The following is a 16,507-nucleotide window of genomic DNA, read 5'->3' on the forward strand; positions in this document are numbered from 1 at the left end:
AATGTGTAAACGTGGATGTGTAAACGTGGATGTGTAAACGCGAAACGTGAATGTGTGCGGACTAACTTGCGGGTTTGGGTACGACGATCTTCAAACCCTTGAAGTAGTCGCGGAAAAAGCCCTCGTCGCGGGTGATCAACCCGTCGCACTGGAGCATCGCGTGGGCGCCGATCAGAAAATCGGCCACCACCCGCTCGCGCTTGCCGCCGCGCGCGCGGAAGCGCTTGTTCATATGGCCGGCGCGTACCGCCGCCGCTTCCTGGGTGGCTTCGTAGCGCACCCCGATCGAGGCCAGGGTTTCCATCAGGTCGACCTGGGTGTCGAGCATGGCCAGCACTTCGGCCACCACGGCATCGCAGACCACCACCTCGTCGCGCGCCAGCGCATCGCCGATGCAGATCTCCGACACCTCGCCGTAGACCGCATCGCCGATCAGGATGTCCAGCAGCACCGAGGAATCCAGGGCGATCATGGGTCGAACGGATCCCCGGGCGCGCGGCCACGGATGGCGCGCATGGCTTCGTCGGTGTTGGTCAGGCCGTCGACCAGCTTGAACTTGCCGCGCACCTTGCGCAGCGCCTCGCTGACGTCCTTGCGCAGGATGATGCGGCCGCCGTCGAGCTCGATCTTGAGCGTGGTGCCCTTGGTCAGGCCCAGGGCATCGCGTACGGCTTTGGGCAGCGTGATCTGCCCGCGTTCGGCAACTGTGGCTTCCATGAAGGTGGCCCCGGCATAAAGTATGCAGCGATTCTACATACTTGACTTGTCGTACTCAAGGCCACATACCCGGTCTTGCAACCGAACGTACACACTGAATTAGTCACACTGTTGAGAAGAAACCTACAGCCTGCTGCCATAGGAGTGATGCATGAGCGATTCCTTTTCCACCCGCACCTCGCTTGAGGTCCACGGCAAGCGCTACGAGTACTACAGCCTGCCAAAGCTGGGCGAGCGCTTCGATATCGGCCACCTGCCCTATTCCATGAAGATCCTGCTGGAGAACCTGCTCCGGCATGAAGACGGCGGTGTCACCGTCGGCAAGGACCACATCGAGGCGGTTGCCAAATGGCACCCCAAGGCCGAGCCCGATATCGAGATCGCCTTCATGCCGGCCCGCGTGGTGCTGCAGGACTTCACCGGCGTGCCGTGCGTGGTCGACCTGGCCGCGATGCGCGATGCGGTGGTCAAGCTCGGCGGCAATGCCGACCAGATCAACCCGCAGATTCCCTCTGAATTGGTCATCGACCATTCCGTGCAGGTGGATGTGTTCGGCTCGGCCGATGCGCTCGACCTCAACGGCAAGATCGAATTCCAGCGCAATCAAGAACGCTACGGCTTCCTGCGTTGGGGCCAGAAGGCGTTCGAAAACTTCAAGGTGGTGCCGCCCAACACCGGCATCGTCCACCAGGTGAACCTGGAAAACCTGGCGCGCGTGGTGATGAGCGCGGACAAGGACGGGACGCAGATTGCGTATCCAGACACCGTGTTCGGCACCGACAGCCACACCACCATGATCAACGGCATCGGCGTGTTGGGCTGGGGCGTGGGCGGTATTGAGGCCGAGGCGGCAATGCTTGGGCAGCCGTCGTCCATGCTGATTCCGCAGGTGGTCGGCTTCAAGCTCAGCGGCAAGATGCCTGAAGGCGCCACCGCCACCGACCTGGTGCTCACCGTCACCCAGATGCTGCGCAAGGCCGGCGTGGTCGGCAAGTTCGTCGAGTTCTATGGCGAAGGCCTGCAGCATCTGCCGCTGGCCGACCGCGCCACCATCGGCAACATGGCACCGGAATACGGCGCCACCTGCGGCATCTTCCCGGTCGACGAAGAGTCGCTGACCTATCTGCGCCTGTCCGGCCGCAGCGAGGAACAGATTGCGCTGGTCGAGGCCTACGCAAAGGCGCAGGGTTTGTGGCACGACGTGAACACCCCGCAGGCGCAGTACAGCGCTACGCTGGAGCTGGATATGGGCGAGGTCAAGCCGTCGTTGGCCGGCCCCAAGCGGCCGCAGGATCGGGTGCTGCTGGAAGACATGCAGACCAACTTCCGCGAGAGCCTCAAGCCGTTCGTCGATGCGCGCAGCAAGCGCCCGACCGACATCAAGCAGGAAGACCGCCTGAAGAACGAAGGCGGCGGCGGCACTGCGGTGGGCGCCAAGGCCTCGCAAGCCGAAGCCTCCAACGACAGCGGCGCCGGCTGGCAGCTGCGCGATGGCTCGGTCGTCATCGCGGCGATCACGTCCTGCACCAACACCTCCAACCCGGCAGTGATGCTCGGCGCCGGCCTGCTCGCCCGTAACGCGGCAGCCAAGGGCCTGAAGGCACAGCCGTGGGTGAAGACCTCGCTCGGGCCGGGCTCACGCGTGGTCACCGATTATCTGAGCAAGGCCGGCGTGCTGGCCGATCTGGAAACGCTGGGCTTCTACGTGGTCGGCTATGGCTGCACCACCTGCATCGGCAACTCCGGCCCGCTGCCGGACGATGTGTCGGCGGCGATCGCCAAGGACGACCTGGTGGTGTCCTCGGTGTTGTCGGGCAACCGCAACTTCGAGGGCCGCGTGCATCCCGAAGTGAAGATGAATTACCTCGCCTCGCCGCCGCTGGTGGTGGCGTACGCGATCGCCGGCACCACCGACATCGACCTGACCCGCGACCCGTTGGGTACCGGTAGCGACGGGCAGCCGGTCTATCTGCGCGACATCTGGCCGAGCAACAAGGAAATCGGCGACACCATCGCTGCCACCGTTGGCCCGGAGATGTTCAAGCAGAACTACGCGGATGTCTTCAAGGGCGACAGCCGCTGGAACACCATCGCCTCGCCGGATGGCGCGCTGTACGAATGGGACGCGGCCTCGACCTATATCAAGAACCCGCCCTACTTCGACGGCATGACGATGCAGGTCGGCCACGTCGAAGACGTGCACGGTGCGCGCATCATGGGCCTGTTCGGCGACTCGATCACCACCGACCACATCTCCCCAGCCGGCAATATCAAGAAGGATTCGCCAGCAGGTCGCTTCCTGCAGGAGCGCGGCGTGCAGCCGGCCGACTTCAACAGCTACGGCAGCCGCCGCGGCAACGATGACGTGATGGTACGCGGCACCTTCGCCAACATCCGCATCAAGAACCTGATGTTCGGCGGCGAAGAAGGCGGCAACACGCTCTATTACCCCGCCGACGGTGGCCAGCCGGAAAAGCTGGCGATCTACGATGCGGCAGTGAAGTACAAGGCCGATGGCGTGCCGCTGGTGGTGCTGGCCGGTAAGGAATACGGCACCGGCTCGTCGCGCGACTGGGCGGCCAAGGGCACCAACCTGCTCGGCGTCAAGGCCGTGATCGCCGAGAGCTTCGAGCGCATCCATCGCTCCAACCTGGTCGGCATGGGCGTGCTGCCGCTGCAGTTCCTCGAGAACGAAAACGCGCAGACGCTGGGCCTGGACGGCTCCGAGGTCTTGGACATCACCGGCCTGCAAGATGGCGCCAGCCGTCGCGCTACGGTGGATGCCAAGAAGTCCGACGGCAGCGTCAAGCAGTTCCAGGTCAAGGTGCTGCTGCTCACGCCCAAGGAAGTGGAGTACTTCAAGCACGGTGGTTTGTTGCAGTACGTGCTACGCCAATTGGCTGCACGCAAAGCGGCCTGATCGCCCAGCGCATTGCGCTTTACACGTTCAACGACACTCCCGCCGCTTGGCGGGAGTGTCGTTTCAGGCAAGCGCTCAAGGCCCGGTCGGCTCCCACTGCGCGTGATACAGCTGCCAGTCGCCGCCCTGCAATCGCCAGCCGGTGGTCACCTGATACGTCTGTGCCTGCTCGGGTAGCCAGCGCCCGCTGCCACCGGTCAGCAACGCAGTGAAACGCACGCTTGCGGTGTCACCGCGCAGTTGCACATCCACCGGCCCCAAGGTCACGCCGATCTTTTGATTGCCCAACATCTGCAGCTGCATCAATCGCCGCAGACCGGCTGCGTCCAGTCCTTGTTCGCCGACGAAATCCTCGGCCACCGGCGCCATCGCATCGCCGATCTCGCGTGCTTCGATCGCCTGATGCAGTTGCTCCAGCGTCGCGCGCAAACGTTGTTCCGGCGCAGGCCGTGCGCAACCGATGAGCGCAAGCATGCACAGTACGGCGAGCCAGTATCGCCATCGCAGTTGAATGCTGCCCTGCATCACACTTCGCCTTTTACATGCATGACGGTATGCTGCCACTTGCAGTCGTGCCGTGGAACACACCGCGTCACGCACCGAACACCCTGGAGGGGGGCAGATGAATCAGGCACGTCCTTGGTTACAGAGTTATCCGGCCGGCGTCGCCGCCGAGATCGATCTTGAGCAGTTCCGCACCGTTGCGGAAGTGTTCGCCACGTCGGTCGCGCGCTTCGCCGATCGCCCCGCGTATCACAGCTTCGGCAAGACCATCACCTACCGCGAAGCCGATCAGCTGGTCGAGCAGTTTGCCGCCTATCTGCTTGGCGAATTGCAGTTGAAAAAAGGCGATCGCGTCGCCTTGATGATGCCCAACTGCCTGCAGTACCCGGTCGCCACGTTCGGCATCCTGCGTGCCGGTCTGACCGTAGTCAACGTCAATCCGCTGTACACCCCGCGCGAGCTGAAGCATCAGCTGATCGACTCCGGCGCCAGCGTACTGGTGGTCATCGACAACTTCGGCACCACCGTTCAACAGGTCATCGCCGACACCCCGGTCAAGCAGGTGATCACCACCGGCCTGGGCGACATGCTCGGCTTCCCGAAAGCGGCGGTGGTCAACTTCGTCGTCAAGTACGTCAAGAAGCTGGTGCCGGAGTATCGCCTCAAGGGCGCGATCCGTTTCCGCGACGCGCTCGCGCTGGGCCGCAAACACAAAGTTCCGACGCTGCAAATCGAGTCCGACGACATCGCCTTCCTGCAATACACCGGCGGCACCACCGGCGTGGCCAAGGGCGCAATGCTGACCCACCGCAACCTGGTCGCCAACATGCAGCAGGCGCACCAATGGCTTGCCAGCACCGGCAAGCTGGAAGAAGGCCACGAGGTGGTGATCACCGCACTGCCGCTGTATCACATCTTCGCGCTGACGGCGAACGGACTGGTCTTCATGAAGATCGGCGGCTGCAATCACCTGATCAGCAACCCGCGCGACATGCCCGGCTTCGTCAAGGAATTGAAAAAGACCCGCTTCACTGCCTTCACCGGCGTCAACACGCTGTTCAACGGCCTGCTCAATACGCCGGGGTTCGATCAGGTCGATTTCTCCTCGCTCAAGATGTCCCTCGGCGGCGGCATGGCGGTGCAACGCTCGGTCGCCGAACGCTGGAAGAAGGTCACCGGCCTGACCCTGGTCGAGGCCTACGGCCTGACCGAGACCTCGCCGGCCGCCTGCATCAACCCGATGGATCTGAAGGACTACAACGGCTCGATCGGCCTGCCGATTCCGTCCACCGATGCCTGCATCAAGGACGACGCCGGCGCCGTGCTGCCGCAGGGCGAGATCGGCGAGCTGTGCATCAAGGGCCCTCAAGTGATGAAGGGCTATTGGAAGAAACCCGAAGAAACCGCCAAGGTCATGGACGCCGAAGGCTGGCTGCACACCGGCGATATCGCACGCATGGACGAGCAGGGCTTCGTCTACATCGTCGATCGCAAGAAAGACATGATTCTGGTCTCCGGATTCAACGTGTATCCGAACGAGATCGAAGACGTGATCGCCGAGATGCCCGGCGTACTGGAAGTGGCCGCCGTGGGCGTGCCGGACGAGAAGTCCGGCGAGATCGTCAAGGCTGTCATCGTCAAGAAGGACCCTGCCCTGACCGCCGACGCCGTGAAGGCGCATTGCCGCGCCAACCTGACCGGCTACAAGCAGCCGCGCGTGATCGAATTCCGCAAGGAATTGCCGAAAACCAACGTCGGCAAGATCCTGCGCCGCGAGCTGCGGGACGCGCCGAAGGGGTAATCCTACCTGCCATCGCAGGATCGAGGCCGTTCAGCCATCATCTCGCGCCCGCAATGCCGGAAGGCCTTGCGGGCGCTTGCTTTTGCACGCATAGAATCAGCTGTCGGCGCACGCTCCTCGTTCCTCTCACTCTCCGTCCGTAAGGCGGCCGGCCGGACGGTCTTCACGGAGAACCACCATGTCTGCAGTTCAACCTTTTGTTCGCACCACGATCGGTTCCACCCTACGCGTCATCGAAGAACTGCAACGCGACGTCTACTGGATTCACATGCATGCCGATCTGGCCATAAATCCAGGTCGCGCCTGCTTCTCTTCGCGCCTGGTCGACGACATCACCGGCTACCAGGTCGAGCTCGGCCAGCGCCTTCTCCATGCCGGTGCGACGTCCCCACACGTGGTGTTGGCATCGGACAGCGACGTTTTCAACCTTGGCGGTGATCTGGCGCTATTCTGCCAGTTGATTCGCGAAGGCGATCGCGCCCGCTTGCTCGACTACGCGCAGCGTTGCGTGCGCGGGGTGCACGCGTTTCACGTTGGCCTCGGCGCACGTGCGCACAGCATCGCTCTGGTCCAGGGCAATGCGCTGGGCGGCGGTTTCGAGGCGGCATTGAGCTGCCATACCATCATTGCCGAGGAAGGCGTGATGATGGGGCTGCCCGAAGTCCTGTTCGATCTGTTCCCGGGCATGGGTGCCTACTCTTTTATGTGCCAGCGCGTCAGCCCGCAATTGGCGCAGCGGATCATGCTCAATGGCAATCTGTACTCGGCTGAAGAACTGCTCGCCATGGGGCTGATCGATCGCGTGGTCCCACGCGGCCAGGGTGTGGCTGCAGTGGAACAGGTGATCCGTGAGAGCAAGCGTACGCCGCACGCATGGGCAGCGATGCAGCAGGTACGCGAAATGACCACCGCCGTACCGCTGGAAGAGATGATGCGCATCACCGAGATCTGGGTAGATACAGCGATGCAGTTGGGCGAAAAATCGCTGCGCACGATGGACCGACTGGTACGAGCGCAGTCGCGCCGCTCGGGACTCGATGCCGGCTGATGCGCCGGCCGCCCTATTCGCTATTACGGGGGGAGCACTCTTCGTCCTTGGCGCGCTTCACGCGTGCGTCGAGTGCGTCCTTTCCGGCCTGCAATTGGCCGCGCAACGCAGACAGCCGCTGCCGCCACTCTGCCTGCAATTGCCAGTCGGCCATGCGCATCAATTCGCCCCCGCTACCGGCAACCTGCGCCAGACCCAGGTTGCTGGCAACGCCACGCAATGCATGCGCGCTCTCACGCAACTGCTCCCAATCCGAACGGGTTCCATCACGCTCGATCGCACCGACGCAGTTCTGCGCATCTTCCAGGCACTGACGCACGAACTGGTGTTCGAACTCATCTCCCATACCCAGTGCAGCCAGCTCGTCCAGCACACTGGCATCGAGCACACCATCGAACATGTCCGGGATCTGCACACTTGTTGTCGGCGTGACCAAGAGCCGCGTACTGACAGCCAGATCGGCCAAGGTATCCAGCAACTTCGCTGCAACAACCGGCTTGGCCAAGAACGCACGCGCGCCGGCTTGTTCGCATGTACGAATCGCGTCGGGCGTGACATCGGCACTCAGTACCACAACCGGGGTATAACGCATTCCGCTGGCCTGCATTACCCGTAATTGCTTGAGCATGTCCAGACCACTCATGCCCGGCATGTGCAGATCGACGATGACCGCATCGAAATCTTCTTCAGCCATTGCGTCCAGCACCTGCTCGGCGCCGTTGACGCACCTCACCTTGTGCCCGGCCTTTTCCAGCAACCGCTGCAACACCATGCGGTTTGCTTCGTGGTCGTCGGCCACCAACATGCGCATGCTGCGCACGCGCGCGCGATGACGCAGAAATGGATTGGAGAACGCGATGACGTTGGAGGCTTCCAGTTCGTCTTGCGTTCCCACGAGTGCGCCGCCAGACACCTGTGCGGGTGCCGCCTGCACAGGTGCGCCGATCGCCATCGGCAGTTCGAACCAGAACACGCTACCGCTGGGCTGGTTCTCCTTGAACCCGATGCTGCCGCCCATTGCCTCCACCAACCCCTTGGCGATGGTGGTGCCAAGCCCGGTCCCCTCATAACGCCGCGACAGGCCAACGTCGGCCTGCTCGAACGCGTCGAACAGCCGCGACCGCATATCCAGCGGCACCCCGATGCCGGTGTCTTCCACATCGAACCGCAGTCGCAGTGCACTGCCGGCGGACACTCGCGTGATCCGCAGCAGCACATGGCCTTGCTCGGTGAATTTGACGGCATTGCCCACGATGTTGAGCAGTACCTGCCGCAGATGGCCATTGTCACCCTTAAGCAAATCGGGAACGTCGGCAGCAACCTGGGTGCTGTAGTGCAAGCCTCGCGCCCTGGCCTGCGGCTGCAGGATCAGTCCAATCGCGCCGAGTAGCTCACGCAGCGAAAAATCGCGCTGGTCGATGCGAATCTTGCCGGCCTCGATCGCTGAAATGTCCAACACTTCTTCGACCAGCGACAGCAGGCTGCGTGCCGACGCCTGGATGGTGTTGACGCACTCCTTCTGCTCAGCATCAAGGCGCGTGGTTGCCAGCACTTCGGTCATGCCCGACAGCCCATTGAGCGGCGTGCGGAATTCGTGACTCATATTGGCCAGAAAACGGCTCTTGGCCTGATTGGCATGACGCGCCTCGCGCACCGCCCGTGTCATCGCACGCAACAGCGAATCGAAGTACAGCGGCACGGCGATCAGGCCCAGCAACAAGCCCCAGCTCAGGTATGGATTGGCTTTCCAATAGGGTGAAATCAGGATGGCGCTGAGGAAGCACAGGCTGCCCATTGCCGTAGCGGCGCGCAGATAGTTGCTGCCGTAGCGCAGACCGTTGCCGATGGTCACCCACATGCACACTGCGTACAACGGTGAGGCAGGCTCGCCCTGGATCGCCATGATGGCACCGGTGCAGGTGTAATCCAGCAGCATGCCGATCAGGCGCCGCGTGTGGGACACCTGCGGTCGCAGCAGGATCGCCACCATCAGGCCAAGCGACACCACCAGTTCGCCCACCAGGATCAACCAAGTGGCAACCAGCGTGTCGCCGTGCGTATGTTGGTAGCGCCAGCCCAGGTAAGAAATAAACAGGGTGGTGATGATGATACGGACCAGATTTTGCGCGTGCTCCGTGTCCGCCCGTCCTGACAGACGTTGCTTCAACCATGGCAGTGGAAACTTCATAGACGCCTCAGACGCGCGGTGGCGTCGATGGGGTTGGGATCCTTCCGTGCTGCGTCGCAGCGTCGATACCTGCAGCGGGCGGTGGCTCAATGATCGCCTGGTCGTGCTCGCGCAGCGTACGCAACAATGACATAGGAATGACGATCAACGCACCCAGCAGCGCGATCGCCAAGCCAAGCCGACCCTGCCAATAGCTACTGTTGGCCAGCGTTGCGCCGAAGCTGAGCGTGGCCATGGCCACTGCGTTGTGCAGAGCCTCGCTACCGAACCGCAGCCCATTGCCGATCGTTATCCAAAGCAACACGACATACAAGAATGCCATTGGCGCCCCCATCCAGGTCATCGCCAGCCCGATCAAGCCGTAATCGGACAGCATCCCTAGCGTGCGACGCAGATGCGAGCGCTGTGGGTTTGCAACAATCCAGCCAAAGAGCACCAGCGCCATCCCCTGACCGATTGCGATCAGGCAGAACAGCTGCTGCAGCTTGTGCCTGGAGACCTGCCACTGCTGAGCGAAGGTCAGCGCATAGACCAGGATCAGCAGAATCAACACGATGCGCACCAGCGCCTGACCATGCTCGCTGTCGGCACGCCGGGCGAGTCGAGCGCGCAGCTGGCCAAGCACCGCCTTCACTTCACACCCCGGGTCGTGCCGATGCGGTCGAGAACTCCCCGCAGATCTGATCCAGCTGCGCGCGGCCGCGTAGCAGTGCATCCACGCAGCGCGGGTCGAACAGGCGGCCGCGTTGGGCGTACAGATACGCAAGCGCAGCGTCCATGGTCCAGGCCTCCTTGTACGGGCGCGGCGACAGCAGGGCGTCGAAGACGTCGGCCACCGCCACGATGCGCGCTTCCAGCGGAATCGCCTCGCCCACCAGTCCGTCCGGGTAGCCGGTGCCGTCGTAGCGTTCGTGGTGACGTAGCGCGATCAGCGCGCCGACCTGGATGAAACGGTTCTGGCTGCCGCTGAGCAGCTCGTAGCCGATGCGCGGATGCCGCTTCATGATGCTCATCTCGTCGTCGGTGAGCTTGCCCGGCTTGAGCAGCACCGAATCGGGAATGGCGATCTTGCCCATGTCGTGCAGCGGTGCGGCCATCTCGATGATGCGCACCTCTTCTTCCGACAGGCCAAGTTGCTCGGCGATCAGGCCGGCCACATGCGACATGCGCTCCAGGAACGCGCTGGTCCCCGAATCGCGGTACTCGATGGCGCGCGCCAGCCGCGACAAGGTTTCGCGTTCGCGCTCTTCGACCTCGTTCATGCTGGCCAGCAGGCGCTGTTCCAGCGACAGCGCGCGTTGCTTGACGCTTTCGCTCTGCTGACGCAGCTGCAGCAAATTGGCGCAGCGCGCGCGCAGTTCGCGCGGGCGGATCGGCTTGACCAGGAAGTCGATCACGCCGGCTTCCAGTGCGGCCTGACGAATCGGTTCGTCACCGACGATGGTGATCAGGATGATCGGAATATCGCGATGGCTCGGCAGCCGCCGTAGCCGGCGTGCGAACTCCAGGCCATCCATGCCCGGCATGCGATAGTCGAGCAGCAGTAGATCCACGCGTCCGGCTTCGCACCAGGCGAGCGCGTCGAGCGGGTCACCGAAGTCATAGACCTTCAACTCCGGTGCGATGTCTTCGATGACGTGACGCAGCATCGTCCGCGCAGACATCTGGTCATCGACAATAACGATGTTCAATCCCAGATCCGCCTTTTCCGACCAGCTTCCCCATGTATCCGTCGACGATACACCGACCGGATTCCCTAAAACATCCTGCATAGCCGTTGCTCCTCTGTCTCGAGAACGGGAAAGCGATAACGCCGACGGTGCTGCCGACTCCCCCGACGATACGCCATTCGGGGCTCCGCTCAAGCATATGCAGTATCTGTGCCGTCGGCGAGCCGACGGCACAGAGCATCAGGCTTCCGGACGCATATACGGGAACAGCAGCACATCGCGGATCGAGGTGCTGCCGGTCAGCAGCATCACCAGGCGGTCGATGCCGATGCCCAGACCACCGGTCGGCGCCATGCCGTACTCCAACGCACGGATGTAATCGGCGTCGTAATGCATCGCTTCGTCGTCGCCACCCTCCTTGGCCTGCACCTGCGCCTGGAAGCGCGCGGCCTGGTCTTCGGGGTCGTTGAGCTCGGAGAAGCCGTTGGCCAGTTCCTTGCCGTTGATGAAAAGCTCGAAGCGATCGGTGTAACCGGGCTCGGTGTCGCTGGAACGCGCCAGCGGCGACACTTCGACCGGATGATCGGTAATGAAGGTCGGCTGCACCAAGGTGTGCTCCACGGTGGCTTCGAAGATTTCGAGCAGCAACTTGCCCCAGCCGTAGGACGGCTTGACCTTGATCTTCAGGCGTTCGCAGTGGGCCAGCAGCGCAGCGCGATCGGTGCAATCGGCCGCGCTGATGTCCGGATTGTGGTGGCGAACGGCCTCATCCATGCGCCAGCGCCGGAAAGCCGGCGCCAGTTCGATGTCGGCGCCATCCCAGTTCACCTGGGTGGTGCCCAGTACCGACTGCGCGGTATCGCGGATCACCTGCTCGGTCAGATCCATGATCTCGTGGTACGTGGCATAGGCCTCGTAGAGTTCGAGCATGGTGAACTCGGGGTTGTGCCGGGTCGACACGCCCTCGTTGCGAAAATTGCGATTGATTTCGTAGACGCGTTCCAGCCCACCGACCACCAGCCGCTTGAGATACAGCTCCGGCGCCACGCGCAGGTACAGATCCAGATCCAGCGCGTTGTGGTGGGTGGTGAACGGCTTGGCGGTGGCGCCACCGGGGATGTAATGCATCATCGGCGTTTCCACTTCCAGGAAACGCCGCGCGTCCAGCCAGGCGCGCATGGCGCGGATGATCTTGGAGCGCTTGATGAAGACCTCGCGCGCTTCCGGGGTCACGATCAGATCGACATAACGCTGGCGATAGCGCTGCTCCACGTCCGACAGACCATGCCACTTGTCCGGCAACGGGCGCAGCGACTTGGTCAGCAGCCGCAACGCAGTGGCCTTGACCGACAGCTCGCCGGTCTTGGTGCGGGTCAACCCGCCCTCCACCGCCACGATGTCGCCGACATCCCAGCCCTTGAAGGCGGTGTAGGCATCGCCGAGCACATTGCCCTGCAGAAACAGCTGCACGCGCCCGGATTCGTCCTGGATCTGCGCAAAACTCGCCTTGCCCATCACCCGCTTGGCCATCAGGCGGCCGGCCATCTTGACCGTGCGGCCGCTCGCTTCAAGCGCCTCGGGGGTCCAGGTCTCGGCATCGGCGAATTCGGCCTGCAGGTCGCCGGCGAACTGTTCGCGCACGAAATCGTTGGGATAGGCGATGCCCTGGCTGCGCAACGCGCCCAGTTTCGCGCGACGCTCGGCGATGAGGCTGTTCTCGTCGGCGGGGATCTGCGGCGCGGGGGTCTGCTCGGTCATGGCGGGAATCGATCTGCTATGGGTCGGGCGCGTGCCCGGTGGGGAGTGAGGAACTGGACTTGCTGGTTCCTGCTTTGTTTTACGGTGGGACCGTGACGACTGCGCGGTGCAGCAGCGTCGACTGTTGCGCAATCTGCAGCCGCTGCATGATCAAGACGCATTGCGGCCGCAGGTAGCGCGAGGTCGATATGCGCGCAGGCACATCGACCTCGCACAGCGGTCAGGCATCCAGGCGTTTGGAGCCTGCCGCCAGACCGGCCTTCAGGCTGGCCTCGACGAATTCGTCCAGGTCGCCGTCGAGCACCTTCTGCGTATCGCTGCGCTCGATGCCGGTGCGCAGATCCTTGATGCGGCTCTGGTCGAGCACGTAATTGCGGATCTGGCTGCCCCAGCCGATGTCGGACTTGGTGGCTTCCAGCGCGTCGCGTTCGACGTTGCGCTTCTGCACCTCCAGCTCGTACAACTTGGCGGCCAGCATCTTCATCGCGTTGTCGCGGTTCTGGTGCTGGCTGCGGCCGGTCTGACAGGCCACCACGGTGTTGGTCGGAATATGCGTGATACGCACTGCCGACTCGGTCTTGTTGACGTGCTGACCACCGGCGCCGGAGGAGCGATACACGTCGGTGCGCAGATCGGCCGGGTTGATGTCGATCTCGATGTTGTCGTCCACTTCCGGCGACACGAATACCGAGGTGAAACTGGTATGCCGGCGGTTATCCGAATCGAACGGCGACTTGCGCACCAGCCGGTGCACGCCGATTTCGGTCTTCAACCAGCCATAGACGAACTCGCCTTCGATGCGGATGGTGGCCGACTTGATGCCCGCGACTTCGCCGCCGGACACTTCCATCAGCTCGGTCTTCCAGCCGCGCGACTCGGCCCAGCGCAGATACATGCGCAACAGGATTTCGGCCCAGTCCTGCGCTTCGGTACCACCGGCGCCAGCCTGGATGTCGACGAACGCATTGGCGCCGTCCATCTGGCCGGAGAACATGCGCTGGAATTCCAGCTTCTCGACGTGCACCTGATACTTGTCCAGGTCGGCAAGCACCGCCACTGCGGTGTCTTCGTCCTGCTCGCTTTCGGCAAGCTCCAGCAGGTCGGCGGCGTCGGCCAGGCCGGCCAGCACGTCGGCAATGCCGATGACGGTCTTTTCCAGCATCGAGCGCTCGCGGCCCAGGGCCTGCGCGCGCTCGGAATCGTTCCACACATCGGGGTTTTCAAGCTCCCGGGTGACTTCCTCTAAACGCTCTTTCTTGACGTCGTAGTCAAAGATACCCCCTGAGCGAGAGCACGCGATCGTTGAGATCGGTGATGCGCTGGCGGATCGGATTGGTTTCGATCATGACGGACTTCCGGCAAACAAGCCCGGTAGTTTAGCAAGCGGGCGGCGGCGGCGGAACGCGGCGGTGGCCATGCCGGGTCGCAGCGTTCTGCGGGCACAGCAAGCATCGATAAGCGCCGGCCGCTGCAGTCGGCAGCCGGGCCGGCGCACAGGTCAGGTGCCGGGGCGCTGACTGACCCAGGCCGGACAAAGGCGGCATTGCATACGATCGGCGCCGCTCCACTCAGCCAGCCGGTGCAGCCTCGACACGTTGCGCGACGGGCGCCTGCCCGGCCACTGTCCGCAACGCAGCCAGATAGCGGCGGCTGCATGGCAGTACCGTTGCATCGGTCAGGTGCACGCGGGCATCGCCGGATTCCAGCGGTTCGATCGCCTGCACACGTGCCAGCTTCACCAGGTAGCTGCGGTGGATACGCACGAACACGGCCGGATCGAGCTTGGCCTCAATCGCGGCCATGGTGCTGCGCAGCGGGTAGTCGTGGCTGCGTACGTGCAGATTGACGTAGTTGCCCGAAGCCTGGACCCATTCGATATCGGCGGTGGCGACCAGGAAGTCGCGTCCCAGCTTACGCACCAGAAAGCGTCGCGGGCGATCCAGCGGCTCCACCGGCGCGCCTTCGTCCGGCGCGGCCAGCAGATGCGCCTCGCCCTGCCGACGCCGCCCATACCAGGCCAGCGTGTGTTGCAGCGCCACCAGCAAGGCGAAGGTGCGCAGATCCTTGGAGAGTTCGTACACCCACTGCAAGCGCCAGCCACCGAAGTCGTAGTGCGCCCCCACCGCGAGATAGACCAGCTTGCGCAGCAGCACCATGCCGCTGACGTGCAGCAACCACCAGACCAGCCCGGCCGCCATATAAAGCGGAATGCGCCGCTGCCAGACATCGGCATGCAACGGCCAGCGCCGGCATAGCCAGAGCAACAGCGGCAGGAGCAGTAACGAGGCGGTTGCGCTACTCAGCTCCCAGGTCAGCACCTGCCATAGCAGCAACGGCTGACCATCGCGACGCGCCGCCAGCCATGCGGTCGCGGTGTTGCCGAGCGCACTGCCATAGAAAACCAGCAGCCAGATCAACGCCACCCAGCGCTTGCCCGCGCTGGCGTTGCTGCCGGTATCAGGTGGAATGGCCCCGGATGCTGGTGAATTCATCCGCGCATTCTAGGCAAACCGTCTGCCTGCCGTCCTCGGTTCGTCCCTGCAGTACCGCAACTGGTCACTCAGGGACAGCGTTGCCACCCTTGGTGCATCTGCATGGGCCGGATGTGCCGAGGATGCAGGCATGCCTTCTATCGACACGACCATGACCGAGCGCCGCCACGATATCGATGCCTTGCGCGTCTTCGCCTTTGCACTGCTGATCCTCTATCACGTGGGCATGGCCTATGTGGCCGACTGGGATTTCCACCTCAAGAGCGTGCACACGGCGCAGTGGTTGCAGTGGCCGATGATCGTGCTCAATCGCTGGCGGATGCCGTTGCTGTTCATGATCTCCGGCATCGCGATCGGGCTGGCGCGGCCGCAGGCGAAGCCATGGCGCTTCGCCTTGCAGCGCTGCGGGCGGTTGCTGCCGCCATTGCTGTTCGGCATGTTCGTGGTGGTTGCGGTGCAGGCGTATTGCCAGGGCGTGAGCAACGGCAAGGTCAGCCCGGGCTTGGGCAGCTTCCTGCTGCGCTACTGGCAGGTGCGTCCATGGCCAGCCGGCAGTTTCGATGGCTGGCAGCACGGCATCACCTGGAATCATCTGTGGTATCTGGCCTATCTGCTGCCCTACACCGTCGCGTTGATGGCGTTGGTGTCGCTGACAACGCGGCTGCGGTTGGCCGCGTTGCCTCGCTTGCCCGCTGCGCTGGCGGTACCGGCACTGCTGCTGTTGCCGATCCTGTGGGAAGCGTTCTGCGTCCTGTGGGTGATGCCGCGCCACCCGCCGACCCACGCGCTGGTCGGCGACTGGTTCGTGCATGCCGAATCGTTCCCGCTGTTTGTGCTGGGGTACCTGCTGGCACGTCGCGAGCGCTTCTGGCAGTTGGCCGTGCGACTGCGCTGGCTTACGTTGGGCGCCGCGCTGGTGGCGATCGGCGCCGAACTGGGCATTCGCTACGCCGGCATCCATGGGCAACCTGTGCAACTGGGTGCAACGCTGAATGCGTTGCCGTGGGAGACGATCGAACACAGCGCACGTGCCGCCTACACCTGGCTGGCGCTGCTGACGATCCTTGGCTGGGCCAGGCACCGTTTGAACCGTCCGTTCCGCTGGCTGCCGTACTGCACCGAAGCCGTGTTTCCCTGGTACATCCTGCATCAGAGCCTGATCATCGTGACGCTCTACTGGCTGATGCCGTTGCAATTGAATGCCTGGCTGGAACCGGCGCTGGTGATCGCCGCCACCGTGATCGGATGTCTGGCACTGCATAAATATGCGATCCGCCGCGTGCGCTGGCTGCGTCCGTTGTTCGGATTGCGTGGGCACCCCCAGCGTTTGGCGAGGCAGGTCGACGTCATGCCGATGCCGTCATGAACGCATTGCGCATGTGTGGCGCTGTTTGGCGCGCGATTCACTG

At 63.3% G+C, this 16,507-nt stretch carries 13 protein-coding genes; 4 read left to right on the forward strand and 9 right to left on the reverse strand.

The window, feature by feature from the left end; translation table 11 throughout:
- Positions 1–61: 61 nt before the first annotated feature.
- On the reverse strand, positions 62–472 hold the full coding sequence (locus AC1PLU_RS12260; protein ID WP_006451233.1) for a type II toxin-antitoxin system VapC family toxin: 411 nt from the start codon (positions 470–472) through the stop codon (positions 62–64).
- Positions 469–717 carry an AbrB/MazE/SpoVT family DNA-binding domain-containing protein gene (locus tag AC1PLU_RS12265; RefSeq protein ID WP_002806474.1) on the reverse strand — a complete coding sequence of 83 codons (249 nt, stop codon included), beginning with the start codon at positions 715–717 and terminating at the stop codon, positions 469–471. Before AC1PLU_RS12265 ends, AC1PLU_RS12260 begins: the two co-directional genes overlap by 4 nt.
- Before the next feature lie 151 nt (positions 718–868).
- Here AC1PLU_RS12265 and acnA point away from each other — a divergent pair, with 151 nt between their 5' ends.
- Positions 869–3,637 (forward strand): aconitate hydratase AcnA, encoded by a 2,769-nt coding sequence (acnA, locus tag AC1PLU_RS12270; protein ID WP_481106359.1) that lies wholly within the window; start codon positions 869–871, stop codon positions 3,635–3,637.
- Between the two features lie 75 nt (positions 3,638–3,712).
- On the opposite strand, the gene AC1PLU_RS12275 is transcribed toward acnA, so the two are convergent.
- Entirely contained in the window at positions 3,713–4,162 is a 450-nt protein-coding gene (locus tag AC1PLU_RS12275) for a nuclear transport factor 2 family protein (RefSeq protein ID WP_481106360.1), read from the reverse strand.
- 97 nt (positions 4,163–4,259) lie between these two features.
- Between AC1PLU_RS12275 and rpfB the strand changes: the two genes are divergently transcribed.
- Both rpfB and rpfF read left to right on the forward strand, forming a co-directional pair.
- A complete protein-coding gene (gene rpfB / locus AC1PLU_RS12280; protein WP_481106361.1) occupies positions 4,260–5,942 on the forward strand; it encodes a fatty acyl-CoA ligase RpfB in 1,683 nt (560 codons plus the stop codon).
- 178 nt (positions 5,943–6,120) lie between these two features.
- Positions 6,121–6,990 carry a diffusible signal factor synthase RpfF gene (gene rpfF, locus AC1PLU_RS12285; RefSeq protein ID WP_268211683.1) on the forward strand — a complete coding sequence of 290 codons (870 nt, stop codon included), beginning with the start codon at positions 6,121–6,123 and terminating at the stop codon, positions 6,988–6,990.
- 13 nt (positions 6,991–7,003) lie between these two features.
- Here rpfF and rpfC read toward each other — a convergent pair whose 3' ends face one another.
- From rpfC to AC1PLU_RS12315, 6 genes are all read right to left on the reverse strand, one after another.
- Positions 7,004–9,178 (reverse strand): sensor histidine kinase RpfC, encoded by a 2,175-nt coding sequence (rpfC, locus tag AC1PLU_RS12290; RefSeq protein WP_481106362.1) that lies wholly within the window; start codon positions 9,176–9,178, stop codon positions 7,004–7,006.
- Positions 9,179–9,185: 7 nt separating this feature from the next.
- Complete coding sequence (locus AC1PLU_RS12295; protein ID WP_176341877.1) at positions 9,186–9,803, reverse strand: RpfH protein; 618 nt, start codon at positions 9,801–9,803, stop codon at positions 9,186–9,188.
- Positions 9,804–9,813: 10 nt separating this feature from the next.
- Positions 9,814–10,950 (reverse strand): cyclic di-GMP phosphodiesterase response regulator RpfG, encoded by a 1,137-nt coding sequence (gene rpfG / locus AC1PLU_RS12300; protein ID WP_006451240.1) that lies wholly within the window; start codon positions 10,948–10,950, stop codon positions 9,814–9,816.
- A 138-nt stretch (positions 10,951–11,088) separates the two neighbouring features.
- Complete coding sequence (gene lysS / locus AC1PLU_RS12305; protein ID WP_481106363.1) at positions 11,089–12,606, reverse strand: lysine--tRNA ligase; 1,518 nt, start codon at positions 12,604–12,606, stop codon at positions 11,089–11,091.
- 220 nt (positions 12,607–12,826) lie between these two features.
- Positions 12,827–13,952, reverse strand: a protein-coding gene (prfB, locus tag AC1PLU_RS12310) for a peptide chain release factor 2 (protein WP_104591659.1) whose coding sequence is annotated in 2 segments (ribosomal slippage) — positions 12,827–13,876 and positions 13,878–13,952 — 1,125 coding nt in all. Because the reading frame shifts where the segments join, the coding sequence is not laid out codon by codon here.
- A gap of 222 nt (positions 13,953–14,174) precedes the next feature.
- Entirely contained in the window at positions 14,175–15,098 is a 924-nt protein-coding gene (locus AC1PLU_RS12315) for a LytTR family DNA-binding domain-containing protein (protein WP_481093135.1), read from the reverse strand.
- A gap of 151 nt (positions 15,099–15,249) precedes the next feature.
- On the opposite strand from AC1PLU_RS12315, the gene AC1PLU_RS12320 reads away from it, so the two are divergent.
- On the forward strand, positions 15,250–16,464 hold the full coding sequence (locus AC1PLU_RS12320) for an acyltransferase family protein (RefSeq protein ID WP_481108519.1): 1,215 nt from the start codon (positions 15,250–15,252) through the stop codon (positions 16,462–16,464).
- Positions 16,465–16,507: the final 43 nt, after the last annotated feature.

It is taken from the genome of Xanthomonas sp. NCPPB 2933 (genome assembly GCF_056725225.1).